16 protein-coding genes are annotated in these 16,076 nt (G+C 41.9%); 8 read left to right on the forward strand and 8 right to left on the reverse strand.

Translation table 11 applies throughout. The features are described from left to right. Window positions 1–5: 5 nt before the first annotated feature. Window positions 6–1,016, reverse strand: coding sequence for a glycosyltransferase family 2 protein (locus FO442_RS11360; protein ID WP_144333313.1), 1,011 nt, complete (start codon window positions 1,014–1,016; stop codon window positions 6–8). 187 nt (window positions 1,017–1,203) lie between these two features. On the opposite strand from FO442_RS11360, the gene FO442_RS11365 reads away from it, so the two are divergent. The 7 genes from FO442_RS11365 to FO442_RS11395 all read left to right on the forward strand — a co-directional run bounded on the left by FO442_RS11365 (window position 1,204) and on the right by FO442_RS11395 (window position 8,371). Continuing rightward, window positions 1,204–1,587, forward strand: a complete 384-nt coding sequence (locus tag FO442_RS11365; RefSeq protein ID WP_144333314.1) for a hypothetical protein — start codon at window positions 1,204–1,206, stop codon at window positions 1,585–1,587. 102 nt (window positions 1,588–1,689) lie between these two features. Then, entirely contained in the window at window positions 1,690–2,730 is a 1,041-nt protein-coding gene (gene lpxK, locus FO442_RS11370; protein WP_144333315.1) for a tetraacyldisaccharide 4'-kinase, read from the forward strand. Further along, the gene (locus FO442_RS11375; protein ID WP_222101992.1) at window positions 2,702–3,514 is read left to right on the forward strand and encodes a purine-nucleoside phosphorylase; all 813 of its coding nucleotides are present in this window, start codon (window positions 2,702–2,704) and stop codon (window positions 3,512–3,514) included. The genes lpxK and FO442_RS11375 overlap by 29 nt, the downstream gene beginning before the upstream one ends. 99 nt (window positions 3,515–3,613) lie before the next feature. Then, window positions 3,614–5,068, forward strand: a complete 1,455-nt coding sequence (gene gatB / locus FO442_RS11380; RefSeq protein ID WP_144333317.1) for an Asp-tRNA(Asn)/Glu-tRNA(Gln) amidotransferase subunit GatB — start codon at window positions 3,614–3,616, stop codon at window positions 5,066–5,068. Then, window positions 5,068–6,243, forward strand: coding sequence for a redoxin family protein (locus tag FO442_RS11385; RefSeq protein WP_222101991.1), 1,176 nt, complete (start codon window positions 5,068–5,070; stop codon window positions 6,241–6,243). The genes gatB and FO442_RS11385 overlap by 1 nt, the downstream gene beginning before the upstream one ends. Window positions 6,244–6,498: 255 nt before the next feature. Then, on the forward strand, window positions 6,499–7,605 hold the full coding sequence (locus FO442_RS18865) for a TlpA family protein disulfide reductase (RefSeq protein ID WP_144333318.1): 1,107 nt from the start codon (window positions 6,499–6,501) through the stop codon (window positions 7,603–7,605). 1 nt (window position 7,606) lies between these two features. Then, on the forward strand, window positions 7,607–8,371 hold the full coding sequence (locus tag FO442_RS11395; RefSeq protein WP_144333319.1) for a UDP-2,3-diacylglucosamine diphosphatase: 765 nt from the start codon (window positions 7,607–7,609) through the stop codon (window positions 8,369–8,371). Between the two features lie 35 nt (window positions 8,372–8,406). Here the strand turns inward: FO442_RS11395 and FO442_RS11400 are convergent, their stop codons facing one another. The 6 genes from FO442_RS11400 to FO442_RS11425 all read right to left on the reverse strand — a co-directional run bounded on the left by FO442_RS11400 (window position 8,407) and on the right by FO442_RS11425 (window position 14,746). Further along, complete coding sequence (locus tag FO442_RS11400; protein WP_144333320.1) at window positions 8,407–9,753, reverse strand: toxin-antitoxin system YwqK family antitoxin; 1,347 nt, start codon at window positions 9,751–9,753, stop codon at window positions 8,407–8,409. A gap of 112 nt (window positions 9,754–9,865) precedes the next feature. Continuing rightward, on the reverse strand, window positions 9,866–10,273 hold the full coding sequence (locus FO442_RS11405; RefSeq protein ID WP_144333321.1) for an acyl-CoA thioesterase: 408 nt from the start codon (window positions 10,271–10,273) through the stop codon (window positions 9,866–9,868). A 3-nt stretch (window positions 10,274–10,276) separates the two neighbouring features. Then, the gene (locus FO442_RS11410) at window positions 10,277–12,151 is read right to left on the reverse strand and encodes a polysaccharide biosynthesis protein (protein ID WP_246073844.1); all 1,875 of its coding nucleotides are present in this window, start codon (window positions 12,149–12,151) and stop codon (window positions 10,277–10,279) included. 47 nt (window positions 12,152–12,198) lie between these two features. Then, a complete protein-coding gene (locus FO442_RS11415) occupies window positions 12,199–12,909 on the reverse strand; it encodes an SDR family NAD(P)-dependent oxidoreductase (protein ID WP_144333323.1) in 711 nt (236 codons plus the stop codon). Then, on the reverse strand, window positions 12,894–13,766 hold the full coding sequence (locus FO442_RS11420) for a GNAT family N-acetyltransferase (RefSeq protein WP_144333324.1): 873 nt from the start codon (window positions 13,764–13,766) through the stop codon (window positions 12,894–12,896). The genes FO442_RS11415 and FO442_RS11420 overlap by 16 nt, the downstream gene beginning before the upstream one ends. Continuing rightward, the gene (locus tag FO442_RS11425; protein WP_144333325.1) at window positions 13,757–14,746 is read right to left on the reverse strand and encodes a polysaccharide deacetylase family protein; all 990 of its coding nucleotides are present in this window, start codon (window positions 14,744–14,746) and stop codon (window positions 13,757–13,759) included. The genes FO442_RS11420 and FO442_RS11425 overlap by 10 nt, the downstream gene beginning before the upstream one ends. 151 nt (window positions 14,747–14,897) lie before the next feature. On the opposite strand from FO442_RS11425, the gene FO442_RS11430 reads away from it, so the two are divergent. Beyond that, a complete protein-coding gene (locus tag FO442_RS11430) occupies window positions 14,898–15,350 on the forward strand; it encodes a CYTH domain-containing protein (RefSeq protein WP_144333326.1) in 453 nt (150 codons plus the stop codon). Window positions 15,351–15,422: 72 nt separating this feature from the next. On the opposite strand, the gene FO442_RS11435 is transcribed toward FO442_RS11430, so the two are convergent. Next, window positions 15,423–16,070, reverse strand: coding sequence for a hypothetical protein (locus tag FO442_RS11435; RefSeq protein WP_144333327.1), 648 nt, complete (start codon window positions 16,068–16,070; stop codon window positions 15,423–15,425). Window positions 16,071–16,076 lie beyond the last annotated feature (6 nt).

The following is a 16,076-nucleotide window of genomic DNA, read 5'->3' on the forward strand; positions in this document are numbered from 1 at the left end:
GCGAATCAGGAAACCAGTTTACTCAATCGGGTGTTATAAAGTAAAAAGCACATATCCGTCGATTTTGTTGCATAGAAACCGCGTAATACCTCTTCCGCAAGCAGTGTTGTATTTAAGATCTGAGCCCGATTTTTGTCAGGTATTTCATCAATACCCAAAATCGGATGGCCAAAAATTCCTTTGGGGAACTTTTCCGGCTCATGGGAGACCCACGCAAAGGGAACTTCATTTTCCATCAGCATTTTCGCCGTCAAACGTCCCTTCTGCCCTGTTCCATTGACAATTAATTGATGTTCCGGGTTCCAATCCAGCTTCACGAAGCGATCAATCTTCAAAGAAAAAAAAGCCTTTTGCTGATAATGCACACTGGTTTTGGAAGTTCTCAGATCGTGATCACGCCACCAATGTGTTATCAGATCCAAGCCTTTGATTGTATATCCGGCTTCATACCAGCGGAACAACAGATCATAATCTTCGGGATAACAAAGGTCAACAAAACCACCACATTTTTCCAAATCGGTTTTCAGCATCATCCAATTTCCGGACGCCAGGGAACATTCCCTGTAAATGTGTTCATAAAAATCTTGTTGATCCACGCGATTATTCAACCACTTTTCGTAGGCCAGATAACCTGGTGAAATGATCCTCTCAGTCGAAAAATAATGCACTTTTCCGGTTACAATTTGCTCTTTAGAAGTTTGCAGACTTTGTAAAAATGCTTTCAATTTAAAATCCGGCATCACATCATCTGCATCCATACGCGTAATGTATTCTCCACCGGCGCTCGCCATTGCCGTGCAAAGTGCGTCGATAATTCCCTTTCCTTTGTTTTCAAGCAGGATTATGCGCGGATCATTCACCAAATCAGTAATCGCTTCCAACTCATTTTCCGCACTGTGATCATTTACCAGGATCCATTCCCAATCGGTATGCGATTGTTTCAGGACAGCGCAGGCGGTTTCACGGATATACTTTTCCGCATTGCGATAAGGAGTGAGAATAGATACCAGCGCCATGTATGTAAAATTAAAGGTCCTGCGTGAAGTTTACATGTTCTTTTTATACATTCTCTGATTTCTCCAGATTTCCAGGTTTTCAATTTAAGATTAAAATCACCCTTGACAGTGATCTATATCATTTTCTCCCCCTGGCGTCCTTCTTACTTTTGACCTATAAATAAGTGCACCGAAAAAATTAAAAGCCATGAGTCAGAACGAATTTATCTATAAACAACACGAAGAAAACATTGAATGGTCCAATAAATTAGATTTCTATAAAGACGAAATCAAGATCCTTCAAAATCGCTTGGAAGAGGTTGCAGCAAAGAATAATCACAAAGACGTACTTGCTTTGGTTGAACAATTTCAGAACCAATTGATCATTCACCGCAATACCATCGATGAGATCCAGCATAAGGTTACCATTTCAGAAAATGAGCTTGAGGAAGAAATAAACAAAAATCCGGTTGCGACCGATCGCCGGAAAGTGGCTTATCATCAGGCAGAAAAGGACGAGATTCAAATCTTTGAAAAAGTATTCAATGAGTTACGTGAAGAATTTAATCGGTTTGTTTCTAAATGGATGTAACGGTCCGTCCATTAGTTTCAATAACCGAAGGGAGCTCGTAGCGGGCTCCCTTCCCTGTTTTTTACTCCATCAACATGCCGGATTTCTATTATCTTTATCCGCATGTATTCATGGCGAATCGGTTTACTTCCCTTTTCCTGGCTTTACGGCTTAGTTGTCAGTCTGCGGAATTGGTTTTATACCCTGGGAGTTTTCAAATCACGAGCTATTCCCGGAGCTTCCATTTGCGTTGGAAATATTACGGTTGGTGGAACCGGCAAATCACCGCTTACAGCCTACATCGCCGAACTCCTTGAAAAGGAGAACCCGGTTATTTTATCGCGCGGATACGGAAGGAAAACACAAGGGTTGTACGTCGCAAATCCAAAAAGCACTGCCAGTGAAATCGGCGATGAACCGATGATGTACTGGCTCAATTTCAATCACCGGGTTCCGGTAATCGTTGCAGAAAAACGCCAACTCGGGATAGATTGGATCCGTGCACATTACCCCGATGCACTGATCCTTTTGGATGATGCGTTTCAGCACCGGGCAGTAAAAGCCGGTTTGAATATTCTGTTAATGACCTATGATCGTCCCGTTTTCAGGGATTTTGTTTTCCCCGCAGGGAACCTTCGGGAACCAAGGTCCGGGATGAAGCGAGCAGACATTGCTTTGATCACCAAATGCCCGCAGCAACTTTCAGAAAAAGATAAAACTCCATTTAGAAAAAAAATCCCGCTAAAAACCGAACATATTTTCTTTAGTGAAGTCATTTACGGTGAGCTAAAAGGGCTTTTTGGTGCCATTTGGGAATCATTCGATCAATTAATTTTGGTAACCGGAATTGCACAACCCGAACCGCTATATCGTTTTCTGGCTGAAAACCATCGCGTTGAGGCGATCACATTCCCCGATCATCACAGTTTCACGAGTGAGGATATTCAACAAATTCAGCAAAAAGTTGCTACTTTTGCAAACCAACGATGTGCGGTAGTAACAACTGAAAAAGACGCGGTGCGTTTGGCAGAATGGAAAGACACTATTTTAGCAAGCGAAATCCCGTTTTTTGTGCAAAGCATTTCGGTGAAAATAGATAGAGAAGAAGATTTTAAAGCGTTACTTGAAAATTATGTTGTTAGAACAAATGAAAGAAGCTGCTGAGTACATCAACAGCAAAACACAAATCAAACCGGGAATCGGTATTATTTTAGGAACAGGATTGGGAGGATTGGTAAAGGAAATTGAGGTAATCGATGAAATTCCTTACGAACAAATCCCACATTTTCCGGTTTCTACGGTAGAAAGCCATTCGGGAAAATTGATTTTCGGAAATTTAGGTGGAAAGAAAGTCGTTGCCATGCAAGGGCGTTTTCACTTCTACGAAGGCTACAACATGCAACAGGTAACGTTCCCGGTTCGCGTCATGAAATTGCTTGGAATCGAGCGTCTGTTTGTAAGTAATGCATCTGGTGGTGTCAACCCGGATTTCGAGGTTGGTGAGATCATGATCCTGAACGACCACATCAATTTGTTCCCTGCTCATCCGCTGATCGGAAAGAACATCGACGAATTGGGACCACGTTTCCCGGATATGAGCGAACCGTATGACCACTCCATGATTGAAGTTGCCAAAAGCATTGCAGCAGAAAACAACATCAAAGTTTCTGTCGGAACATACGCAGCCTTGACAGGACCAACATTGGAAACTCCGGCTGAATACGGATACGTTCGCGCAATCGGAGCAGACGCAGTCGGAATGTCGACTATTCCGGAAGTAATTGTAGCTCGCCACATGGAAATCCCTTGTTTCGCGATCTCGATCATTACAGACTTAGGTGTCCCTGGGAAAATTCAAAAGGTGAGTTTACAGGATGTGATTGACGTGGCTAGCAGACAAGAGCCGAAAATGACCCTGATTATGCGTGAATTGATTGCCAAAATTTAATTGGACTTCAAGATATTAAGACATTAGGACCTCAAGACTTTAAACTCCAATTTTAAAGTCTTAAAATCCTAAAAATCTCAAAGTCCTAAAATCTACTAAATGAATACAAGAGATAAATACGAAGTAGTGATCGGCTTGGAGGTGCATGCACAGTTGCTCACCAAAACCAAAGCATATTCTTCGGATATCAACGAATACGGTGCACACCCGAACACCCATGTGAGTGTGATTACTTTGGGACATCCGGGAACATTGCCCGTGATGAACAAAAAAACGATCGAATTTGCAGTCAAACTAGGTTTGGCTTGCGGTTGTACGATTGCGGAGCACCAGCATTTTGCACGTAAGAATTATTTCTACCCCGATCTTCCGAAAGGATACCAGATCACACAAGACACAACCCCAATTTGTACAGGTGGTGCGATTGTGATCAAAACAGAGAATAACGAGGAAAAAACCATCGGTTTGACGCGTATTCACATGGAGGAAGATGCCGGAAAATCTATTCACGATGTAGATCTGTACGATACATTAGTCGATTTGAACCGTGCCGGAACTCCCCTATTGGAAATTGTTTCCGAACCCGAGATCCGTTCAAGCCAGGAGGCATATAACTATTTGACGGAAGTACGCAGATTGGTTCGTTACCTGGATATTTGTGACGGGAACATGGAAGAAGGTTCGCTTCGTTGCGACGCAAATATTTCAGTCATGCTGAAAGGTTCCAATGAATTCGGGACAAAAGTGGAGGTCAAAAACATGAACTCCATCCGGAACGTGCAGCGTGCAATTGAATTCGAAATAGGGCGCCAAATTGCAGCTATCGAAAACGGTGAGCGCATTTCACAGGAAACCCGCAGTTTTGATGCTTTGAAAGGGATCACGATCTCCATGCGAAGCAAGGAAGCAGCAAACGATTACCGGTATTTCCCGGAACCTGACCTGCAGCCGATCGTTGTTGATACCACATATGTGAACCAGGTGAAAGCGAAAATGCCTGCTCTTCCAAGAGAATTGCATGCCAAATATACGCAAGACCTGAAGCTGTCCGACTACGATGCCGGAATTCTGACGGACTCCAAATCCATTGCCTTGTTTTTTGAAGAAGTTATTTCCAATACGAAAAGCTACAAAAGTGCGGCGAACTGGGTGATGGGAGAAGTAAAATCTTACCTGAACCAAAATGGGTTAGAAATCGAAGATTTGCCTGTTTCAGCGAAACAAATTGCCGGAATTATCAACCTGATCGAAAGTGGAAAAGTTTCCAATTCCGCAGCAGCACAAAAGCTTTTCCCGGCACTGATCGCAAGTCCGGATGCAAATATCGACGAATTGGCGGTTTCCCTGAATATCATTCAGGAATCCAATGCTGACTCGTTAAAAGAAGTTATTTTAGGAGTTTTCGGGCAACACCCAGACGAAGTTTCCCGTTTTAAAGCAGGAGAAAACCAATTGACCGGATTTTTCATGGGACAAATTATGAAGGCTTCCGGCGGTAAGGCTGATCCAAAAACTACTAACGCATTATTGCGTGAATTAATACAAACTGTTTGATGAACCGTTTTTCTTTTTTTAGTGTATGTTTTTTAGGGGCATTTCTTTTCACTTCGTGCGGAGACAGTAACCTGGATGAAGAAACAGGCTTGGTTAATAACTTCCACATAGAAGGCCGGATTACTGGTGCTGCCAATCAGAAATTAAAAGTTCAGGCACAATCCGAACAAGGTCCTATTGAAGTGGCGCAAACTACAACAGATGCTTCCGGAAACTTTGAACTGGACGGAAATATCCCTGGAATGGGAATTTACTCCGTATCATTAGGAGAAGGGACCAAGAATGCCGTAGTTATCCCAATGGAAGTGAATGACCAGGTAGTATTGAATGCCACCAAGGAAACGTTTGCCATTACTCCTTCTTTTTCCGGTACAAAATGGGCAAAACCATTGACAAAGTACATGGTTTTGTTCAGCGATTTTGCAAAAAAACAAATGGAGCAAATGCCGCAGATCAAAGAACAGGAAAAACAGGTGGAACTCTTTGTGAAACTGAAAAAACCCCTTGTCAGCTTTTCACAAAAGCAAATCCGGAAAGATCCGGGAAATCCGGTGAATATCATTTTGATGAGTTTATTAATGCCCTCCCAGGAAGAAGGGCTTTCAAACTGGGACCCGGCAAACCTGGAGGATTTGAGACAGATTGAAACCGCTTTTCAGCGCAATTATGCGGATTCTCCCATTACCGGGATGATTGCCCAGCAAGTCGCAATGATCGATTCGCAATACCAAAGTTACCTGCAATACAATGCAGGAACGATGGCTGCCCCTGAAATTGCATTGAAAAATCCTTCCGGGACTGAATTGCGTTTATCTGCTTTGAAAGGAAAAGTGGTCCTGATCGATTTCTGGGCTTCCTGGTGTGCACCGTGCCGTAAAGAAAACCCGAATGTCGTACGCATGTACAAGAAATACCGGAATCAGGGATTTGAAGTATTTTCCGTTTCCCTGGACAACGATCCTGAAGCGTGGAAAGGCGCAATTGCCAAGGATGGATTAATCTGGCCGAACCACGTTTCTGATTTAATGGGATGGCAAACACCACTTGTTCAATCTTACGGAATCCAGGGAATTCCTCATACCGTTCTTTTGAACAGAGAAGGCAATATTGTAGGAGTTGGATTAAGAGGCACACAATTGGAACAGAAATTGATAGAGCAACTGGCAAAAAAATAAGAAGAAAAAGCGAAGCTTTTGAAGACTAAATTACGACAAACGTTAGTGCGAAAGTAATTTGGGATCAGCGGAGCTTTTGAAGACTAAATTACGACAAACGTTAGTGCGAAAGTAATTTGGGATCAGCGAAGCTTTTGAAGACTAAATTACGACAAACGTTAGTGCGAAAGTAATTGAGGATCAGCGAAGCTTTTGATTTGAAAAACAAACCTTTTGCAGCCTTGGAAACAACTGCAAGTTAAATTGAACATAACTATGAAACAATTGATTCTTTGTTTGACCCTTTTATCCGGAGTTGCCTTCGGTCAGAACCCGGTACAAGTTGAAGTCAGCGGAAATATTTTCAATACCAATGGTGACAGCATTAAGATCTCACAATATTACGGTTCTCACTATGTGGATTACATCAACGGAAAACTGGATAAAAAGGGAAATTACACCTTAAAAGGAGCTGTTCCCGTTGCAGATTATTACGTTTTGCGTTTAGGACAGCAACACATCAATATTATCCTGAGAGAAGGATCTGCAATCCGGATCAATGCGGACGGAAACAACATCAATGCATTCCATACCATCAGCGGTTCCGACGAAAGTATTGCATTGAATGAATTTGTAGGCCAAATGCAGTATTTCAATCAAAAGAAGGATTCTGCCATCAATGCCATGAAAACAACTCCGGAAAACCAGGAAGCAATCAACAAATATTACCAGACGGAATACTACAAATTCTCGGCATACCGGCAAAAATTCATTGCCGAACACGCAAATTCAGCAGCACTTCTGCCGGTAATCAGCACCCTGGACACAGATAAGGAAATTACTATTTATGAAGCAATTGTGAACCAACTCCTGGCTTGTTTCCCCTCTTCTCCCAGTGTACAAAATGCAAAAAACAGCTACGATCAGCTCAAAGCACAAAAAGACAAACAAAACTTCCTGGCTTCAGGAAAACCCGCTCCGAATTTCACTCAAAATGATGTCAATGGAAAGCCCGTTTCCTTATCTGATTTGAAAGGAAAAATCGTTCTGCTTGATTTTTGGGCGTCCTGGTGTGGTCCTTGCCGCAAAGAAAACCCGAATGTGGTTGCTTTGTATAACAAATACAAAGATGCGGGGTTCACCGTGATGAGCGTTTCACTGGACAAAGACAAAGCTCCCTGGCTCGCTGCCATTGAAAAAGATAAGCTGATCTGGCCGAACCATGTTTCCGATTTGAAATATTGGTCAAATGAAGTAGCAAAATTATACCAGGTTTCTTCCATTCCGTTCACTGTATTGATTGATCGCGACGGAAATGTCATTGACACCAAATTAAGAGGCGTTGAGTTGGAACAGGCACTAAAAACGATCTTCGGATTCTGACATGGATATTCCAACAGGGAAAAAAATATATTTTGCTTCTGATTTTCATTTAGGTGTCCCTACCGGAAAATCAAGCTCTGACCGTGAAAAACGGATCATCGACTGGTTGGACCACATCCGGGAAGATGCTTTTGAGATTTACCTGGTAGGAGATATCTTTGATTTTTGGTTTGAATACAAACATGCCATTCCGAAAGGTTTTGTTCGGATCCAGGGTAAAATAGCCGAATTGGTCGACTCGGGCATCCCGGTGAGTTTCTTTACAGGCAATCATGACATGTGGATGTTTGATTATTTCGAAAAGGAATTGGGCGTCAAAATATACCGCGAACCTATTTACAGAGTGTATAATGACAAGAAATTCGTGATCGGACATGGAGACGGATTAGGCCCCGGGGATCGCGGATATAAGTTTATTAAGAAAGTTTTCGCTGCGAAATGGTCCCAATGGATGTTTGCGCGGCTGCATCCGAATTTCGGGATTGCCCTGGCGAACTATTTTTCGCGCAAAAGCAGGATCGCAACAGGTGATTCAGACAGCCAATTCTTAGGCGAAGACAAGGAATGGCTGGTCCAATATTGTAAAGAGCAGGAAGAGATCGAACAGCAGGATTACTACATTTTCGGTCACCGCCACCTTCCCATGACTATCCAGATCAATGAACGCGCCGTATACATCAACCTGGGAGAATGGATCCATTACAATACTTATGCGGTATTTGACGGAGTGGAAACAAAATTATTGGAATGGAATGAAAAAATATAAGGGCGAAAAATTTTTCGCCCTTATATTTTTTATACTTACTCACCTGCTTTCTCCGGTTTCGTTTCCTCCGGTTTCGGCTCTTTTTTCTTTTTCTCTTTTTTCTTCTTAGGACTTGTAGGCATCGCATCATCTTCCTTGCCCGATGAAGCAGTTCCACCAAAAGTACGAATTTCCCTTCCCTGTTCATCAAAGACATGTTCTTCTATCAGAACGTCCTTTTTATAGATGGCACGACTCTTTATTTTCCCATCCGGAAAACGCTCTTCAAATAAGCCTTCACGCACCTCTGTCTTTGTCATCGATTTCAACTCGCTTACTACAGCTATGTAATAGAACTTCCCTGATTTGATCGGCCGGTTCACACCTTTTGCAAGATTGTTCCCTTTTAGGATTGCATTCTCGCTGAGCGCTTCTCCTCTAACTTGGGTAACCACGATATTTGCATCTTTCAAACTATCCAATGCCTGCTGCTTTGACTTTTTATCGTACAGCATTTGTCCCAATGCATCCGCAACCTCTTTTGTTGGACAGGCATACAATTCTGCCGTTACATATTGATTCGGTTTTGCAGTCACTTTCTTATAATTTTCAATCGATTGAAGCGTCTGGTCATAAAACAATGTTTTAAACTCCCCGTTTCGGGAATCCATATCCCATGTCTCGGTACGAAGCAATTTCCCATCGTCGTAATAGTAATGCTGTACGCCGTGTTTTTTTCCTTCCTTAAAGTTCAATTCTTCGATGATTTTCCCTTCGCGATTGTAAACAAGGAACGGACCATCCAACACCCCTTTGACATAGTTTACCTGTTTATTTCTTACTCCTTTGGAATCATAGGTAATTTTAGGACCATTCAAAACACCATCTACGTAATTCTCATATTTAATCGTATCTCCTTTGGCATTGTAAGTCAGCTGCGGACCTTCAAACTGTCCCATCGAATACGTTTTCTCCCAAGCCGGGATCTGGGTGGAATCATTGAAGTAAGTCCAATGACCGTTTTCGACTCCCTGAACATGCGAGCGAATCACCATAATACATCCGGATTTGTAATACGTGGTATCGATACCATTTGTAAATCCATCCACGAATGTCACCCGACGTTCTAAGATCCCATTCATATGACAGGTCTCGCAAACTCCTGAAAAAGGCATTTTTTGGGAACTAGTCACCACTCTTTTCCCGTCCTGGGACATTTCCAGCTTTTGGTTACAATCCACTACTCCCGCAATCTTACCACATTCCCATTCGGTGTATCTTTGTTTGGCCCGATCGGCAGCTTTTTGATAACACGGAACAGAATCCTTTCTTGCAACCCCGAAGTTAGGTTGAGCGGAAACCGCCAGTGAAAACAAACAAAAAACAATTATTAGTATTCTCATATTTTGGATTTTAGGTCCCGATAGCTATCGGGATTAGGACTTCAGGATTTAAGGACTTTGAATTACCATCTGTATTCTGTTTAGTCTTAAAACCTTGATGTCTTTCAATCAATTATTGTTCCAATTTCAGCGAAAGCCGCCCCAAAGCATCTCTCATTCTCTTCGGAATCGGAATCGAACATTTGTTTGCACTGTCGTAACAAACGAGCACCGAACTTCCGGTCGTTTTCACTTCATTCAGCACTTTTACTTCGTAGGACAAGGTAAAGCTTTTTTCTCCGATGTGCTTCAGGTAGACGAATATTTCCACCGGTTCGTGCAAGAAAACCGGTTTGAGGTATTCCAACTCATTTTTACGGAGAATTACCCCGGTCTTTTTCCAATCCCAATCTGTACCCAGCATCTGGCGGAAATAATGAATTCTGGCTTCTTCAAAATAATTCAGGTAAACTGCATTATTTACGTGCTGCATCATATCGCAATCCGAAAAACGGACTTGAAGTCTATACGAATCTAACATGTATCATTTTTTATCTAAAACACTATATTCGGAGTTGTTTGAAATAAACTCAGGAACAACTTCCTTCATCATTTGCACCAGTGAAAGGTTGTCTGTTTTTCCGACCGCATTCAATAAACGCTCAATCTTATCATACACCTTTTCATCCACTTCCCTTTCAGATGCGATCAAAATCTTCGGATGGTGTGTTTCCTGTACATTTTCAGCATCATTCAATAATTCCTCGTAAAGTTTTTCACCCGGCCTTAACCCCGAAAAACGGATCTCAATGTCCTTTCCCAATTCCAAGCCGGATAACTGGATCATTTTCTTTGCCAGATCAACAATCCGAACGGATTTCCCCATGTCAAACACATAGATTTCACCTCCGCTTCCCATAATTCCGGCTTCCAGAACCAACTGGCATGCTTCGGGAATCGTCATAAAATAACGTGTAATTCGTTCGTCTGTTACAGTTATTGGTCCGCCTTGCTCAATTTGCCTTTTAAACAGTGGGATAACCGAACCGTTGGACCCCAGTACATTCCCGAATCGCGTGGTGATAAACTGAGTCTGTCCGTTATTTGCAGCCTGGGCAATAATTTCAGCAATGCGTTTACTCGCCCCCATTACATTAGTCGGATTCACCGCTTTATCAGTAGAGATCATGACGAATTTGTGAACTGCTTTTTTATTGGAAAGATCGACCAGTATTTTGGTACCTTTTACATTGTTTCTAACGGCTTCCGACGGGTTTAATTCCATCATCGGAACATGTTTGTATGCTGCTGCATGGAACACCCAGGAAGGTTTAAACGTATCAAACAGCAGTTCCATCCGTTCCTCGTTGCAAATATCCCCAATGACAATTTCAAATGGTGGAATATCCTTCAATTGGTTCAATTCGAACTCCAAATCGTACATTGCAGATTCAGCCTGATCCAACAAAACGACCAATTTGGGTCTGTATTCCAATACTTGGCGCACAATTCCCGAACCAATGGAACCGGCGGCACCGGTTACCAAAACAACCTGATCTTTCAATCCATCCGCCAGTTTTTCCTGGTTCAGGACAATCGGGGTTCTTCCCAACAGGTCTTCAATGTTTACCTGGGCGATTTGGTTGGTTGTAAATGCTCCGTTGATCCAGCTTTTCGGGTTTGGCACCTTTTTTACTTCTACCCCAGCATCAATGCATTTCTCCACGATGCAGCTCCTTTTTTCAGGATCCAAATTCTGGATGGCAATAATGACCTGATGAATCTTATTCTTTTGCAGGATTTCTTCCAATTTAGAGGTATGGAACACCTCCACTCCTTCGATCCTGTTTCCTGAAATGCGGTTATTATCGTCTAAAAAACCAAAGACCTTCAGATTGATCCGAACATCTTTCTCGATGATCCGTTTTGCTATCAGACCGGAAACTCCGGCTCCGTAAATCAATACGAGTTGTTGTTCACTGCTTGATTTTACGGACTCGAGATAAAGTAATTTTACGATAAAACGTGAAACCGCAAGAAAAAAGAAACAGAAAACGTATTCAATTACGATGATGGAACTTGGGAACAGGTAATAATTATCGATCCAATTGTAGCGAACAATACCAAGGATCACAAAAATTACCGAAGAGGTTGTTGTCGCTAAAAAAAGCCGTTTGAAATCCGACGTTGAGGTATGCCGGACAATCCCTTTCTGAATCCCAAATGAGAAGAATACAATCAATCTGACGGCAAAAAAGACAATAATGGAATACTTGACTATTCCCAGCTCCAATCTCCACTGCGCATCGTCTGCTTTTATATCAAAACGAATCAGATAAGCAATCGCTAAAGAAAAAGCCGAAATGAATAAATCAATTAGAATTATTATCCACCGGGGCAAATTTTTTTTAGGAAACATGTTGATCGTGTTATTCATTTTGTTGACTGCAAATTTAAGGGAATAAATCAGGTAAACAACCCGCCATTTAAAGAAATCGTTTGTCCCGTAACATAATCCGATTCGTCTTTTAAAAGCCAATCAATGGTTGTCAAAATCGTTTCAACTCCTCCCAATCTGTTCTTTGGAATCTGCGCAATAATTTGCTGCTGCATCTCGTCGGAAACCTCACTGATCATTCCCTGATCAAAATAACCGAGTGCCAGGGCATTACATGTAATCGGGAGATTGGCCAATTCCTTCGCAACCGTTTTGGTTAATCCCAGAATTCCGGCTTTACTGGCTGCATAGGCCACCGTTCCGGGAACACCGGTTTGTGCAACAACGGAAGAAATATTGATGATTCGTCCAAATTGATGGGTGCGCATAGCTGGAATCAAACCCTGGCATAACAAAAACGGAGCTGTTAAATTCACAGCTATCACCTCGTTAAAATCAACCGAAGCAAGCTTCCAGCTCATGCCATTTTTTGAAATCCCAGCGTTATTGATCAAAACGTCCACTTTTCCAAAATTGGCAAGAATACTTGCTATAAGATTCTTAACCTGGTTTTCATCTCTCAAATCAGCTTTGAACCAGGCATGCTCGCAATTCACATCAAAAGGTTCCTGCTGATAGGTATGCAAGGCCAATCTGACATCTTGTTTTTCAAAATGCTTTACCATAGCAGAACCCAGTCCGCCGGTTGCTCCTGTAATCAAAATTACTTTTTTACCCATTTATCCCGTATCATTTTTACTGTTTTCCACCAAAATGGAGCATTATTCCAGCTTAAGTGCGAATATACAACATCTTCTGCGCCGAAATTCAAATTAAATCGTCTTACCGACTCTACATTTGATCCTCCGAAATCGAACACTTTCCCTTTGGAATGCGCATATGTAACAGCATGATGCATCAGTTTGTACATTCCACCGGATTTCTTTGCTTCCTCCCTGGTTGTTCCTTTCAAATAAAGGACCGTGGTACTCGTTTCAATGATCCAAATTCCGCCCAGCCACTCGTTTTCATTGTACAGATTGAATTGTCCCAGTCCTTTATACCGGTACTTATTCACTAAATGTTCAAGAATCGGAAGGGTTTCTTCATTGATTCCGGGAATGCGGTTCTGCAATTCATTTCGTAACAGGTCCATCATTGCGGAAATATGTTCTCCCTGCTCTACCTGAAGTTCAGCGGCTTTATTCAGGGAGCGTTTTGCTTGTTGATTTAACTTCAAATTTCCCGGGGCCAACTTCTGAAAAACACGTTGGCCCAGGTTAAATCCTTTCCCTACCTGAAGGTCCGCAACCGGAAATTCATTTTTCAAAGTCCGGATCAATTCATTTTCCCCGACCGGTTCGCCAATCCATTCCATAAACCGGTTGAAAAACGGGGTCACCAATACTTTCACTCCGCCTTTCAACACATACGGACAAGCCATCCCTGATTTAAAGTCATCCGAATAAAGAATCATCCAATTTCCGGCCGTTGCATCCAGGTAAGTAGACTCGGAGAATACCGAAGCATTGTACGATGAAACCAATTCATCCCATTTCTCTTTTACCTCTGTCGAATCTGCGTTTATCAATTGCATGATCCGAAATTTATGAATTCATATACTGATTTCGTTTTTGAAACAAATGATTCCAGTCGATCCAGTGAATAATTCGTCATTCCCTTCGGGTGACCGATCACTACGAAAGTCCGCACTTTTTTATGCTCGTAATACCTTGCCTGTTTCATTAATTGTGAAGCATAATAACCATCCGAACTGACATGATTCCAGGTTTTGTGCAACAAAACGGATTTCTTTCTTCCCGGCTGGGCCAAAAACGAACCATCCCCGATCATTTTATGCGCAGTTGGATTAAGTCTTCCCAAAGCATACAGTCGCCAATAAAATAACGGAGAAAACTCCCAGGAAGAAATAGGAACTTCCAGGAAAAAACCATTTGCTTCCCCCTTCGTTACATCTGTTTGAAAACGATACGGATTCCCAAAAGGTGGAACATCCGTAAAGTCAAACTGGTAATGAGCCGATTCAAACTTCCCTCCTGGAAACACCGTCGAATCCTTTTCAATTCCAAGCTCCTGAAAAACGGTTTCAATTTGTTTGAAAGGTTGGATACACCAACCTCCGGCCCTGTAAGTTGTGGGCTTTTTTCCGGTCAAACCAGTTAAAAAGCGGTGATACTTACGCACAATTATTTCCGCTTCCGAATCGGGGAAATCTGACAATTTGTAACACCCATCTGTTATGACCACCCATTTTTCGCCATCGTAGTAGGATTTCTCCCAATGCGGATGAATATGCAATTGTACTTCGCAATCCAACTCCAGCATGCGATTCAACTGAGTGGTGATTTGTTTAAAATCTGTTTCAAGATCCGGATATCGGTCTTTGTACTCGTGTAATTTGATCAGAAATCCTACGTCTGCAAAAAAAACAAGCGGAACCTGGTGAGTCTTTGCTATTGCCAACAGCCGATCAGTTGGTTCAATCATACATTTTTGAACGCTTCCGGTATCTGTACCAAAAAATAACTCGTAATCAAATGTCAGAATCACCTGCATAAGTGCGAAGATAATATTATCCTTCGGTTTAGGAGATCGTCGGCTCTTTTTCCAAAATCTATCGTATTTTAGCAGACATTAGACCTGAGACCAAAGACAAGAGACTATTTTGGTCTTCCGTCTCTTGTCTAACGTTTTTAGTCTAAAATAAATGAAAGAAATTGAGCGGAAATACCTGGTAAGTGATTCCATATCCGATGTTGTCAAGTACCTTCAATCAAAAAAGATCAGGCAGGGATACATTTCGGACGTTGACGGAAAAACAGTTCGCGTGCGTACGAAAGGTGATCAGGGATATTTGACAATTAAGGGAAAATCAGTTGGTATTTCAAGGGATGAGTTTGAATATGAGATTCCGTTTGAGGATGCGAATCAACTATTGAGTAATTTTTGTGCAAAGGTCCTGGAGAAAGAGCGGTATGAGCTGGTGGTAGGAGAAAAGAAATGGGAAATCGATATTTTTCATGGCAAACTGGAAGGATTGAAGATTGCTGAAATCGAATTGGAATCGGAGGAGGAATTATTTGAACTTCCGAATTGGATCGAAAAAGAGGTCAGCACGGACGTTCAGTATTACAATTCCAGACTGATAGAAAAGGCCTAAACCAATAGTGGGCAGGCGATTAATCGCCTGCCCACTATTGGTTACAAACTATTACTTACAAATAGGTTGTTTTTATTTATTCAATTCTTTATCAATCTCTCCGAAGAAATAAGTACATGTGCTTCTTCCCCACCAATAAGGCTTGTCTATATCAGTAAAGGTGATCAAATCGTATTTTGTTTTTGCTTTGTCAAAATATGTCTGTGCATTTTTAGCACCTCCCCCAAACATCTTCGGAGTGTAGAAGGTTGAGATTCCTTTCAACAAATAAATATGCGGATTGTTTTCGTTGATCGTTTTTGCCGCTTTCAAATTTTCATCAAAGATTTTCCCATACTTCTGCCAACGATTTTCAGGATCTGCACCGATACGCGCGTTCGCAATCAATGCTTTCATGATGTGAATTTCGTCTGTCAAAGGGCAGGTTTCTATTTTGACCAATTGGTCTTCCGCATTATTCACCAAAACATCTTTGATTGCCAGTGTCGGTTCAAAATAAGACATTTGAACACAGGAATACGCATAATAATATGCGGGCATCCAACTCTCCGGGTACTTTTCCTTTACCAATGCCAACTGGTCCGATTTTGCCTTCCAGCCTTCCAGCGTGTAGGTAGAATCAAAGGTTGCACAAATAGGCTCCAGTTCCTTTTTAATATCATCCTGTGCATTTGCTTGAAGTGTAAACGCCAAAACCACGGTTAAGATTACTTGTTTCATAGTCAC

The organism is Fluviicola chungangensis (assembly GCF_007558725.1).
Lineage (GTDB): Bacteria > Bacteroidota > Bacteroidia > Flavobacteriales_D > Crocinitomicaceae > Fluviicola > Fluviicola chungangensis.

Bases quoted from the DNA above. Each gene is read 5' to 3' on its own strand.
- FO442_RS11360 (WP_144333313.1), bottom strand. From the start codon at position 1,016: ATGGCGCTGGTATCTATTCTCACTCCTTATCGCAATGCGGAAAAGTAT.
- FO442_RS11365 (WP_144333314.1), top strand. From the start codon at position 1,204: ATGAGTCAGAACGAATTTATCTATAAACAACACGAAGAAAACATTGAA.
- lpxK (WP_144333315.1), top strand. From the start codon at position 1,690: ATGTATTCATGGCGAATCGGTTTACTTCCCTTTTCCTGGCTTTACGGC.
- gatB (WP_144333317.1), top strand. From the start codon at position 3,614: ATGAATACAAGAGATAAATACGAAGTAGTGATCGGCTTGGAGGTGCAT.
- FO442_RS11385 (WP_222101991.1), top strand. From the start codon at position 5,068: ATGAACCGTTTTTCTTTTTTTAGTGTATGTTTTTTAGGGGCATTTCTT.
- FO442_RS18865 (WP_144333318.1), top strand. From the start codon at position 6,499: ATGAAACAATTGATTCTTTGTTTGACCCTTTTATCCGGAGTTGCCTTC.
- FO442_RS11395 (WP_144333319.1), top strand. From the start codon at position 7,607: ATGGATATTCCAACAGGGAAAAAAATATATTTTGCTTCTGATTTTCAT.
- FO442_RS11400 (WP_144333320.1), bottom strand. From the start codon at position 9,753: ATGAGAATACTAATAATTGTTTTTTGTTTGTTTTCACTGGCGGTTTCC.
- FO442_RS11405 (WP_144333321.1), bottom strand. From the start codon at position 10,273: ATGTTAGATTCGTATAGACTTCAAGTCCGTTTTTCGGATTGCGATATG.
- FO442_RS11410 (WP_246073844.1), bottom strand. From the start codon at position 12,151: ATGTTTCCTAAAAAAAATTTGCCCCGGTGGATAATAATTCTAATTGAT.
- FO442_RS11415 (WP_144333323.1), bottom strand. From the start codon at position 12,909: ATGGGTAAAAAAGTAATTTTGATTACAGGAGCAACCGGCGGACTGGGT.
- FO442_RS11420 (WP_144333324.1), bottom strand. From the start codon at position 13,766: ATGCAATTGATAAACGCAGATTCGACAGAGGTAAAAGAGAAATGGGAT.
- FO442_RS11425 (WP_144333325.1), bottom strand. From the start codon at position 14,746: ATGCAGGTGATTCTGACATTTGATTACGAGTTATTTTTTGGTACAGAT.
- FO442_RS11430 (WP_144333326.1), top strand. From the start codon at position 14,898: ATGAAAGAAATTGAGCGGAAATACCTGGTAAGTGATTCCATATCCGAT.
- FO442_RS11435 (WP_144333327.1), bottom strand. From the start codon at position 16,070: ATGAAACAAGTAATCTTAACCGTGGTTTTGGCGTTTACACTTCAAGCA.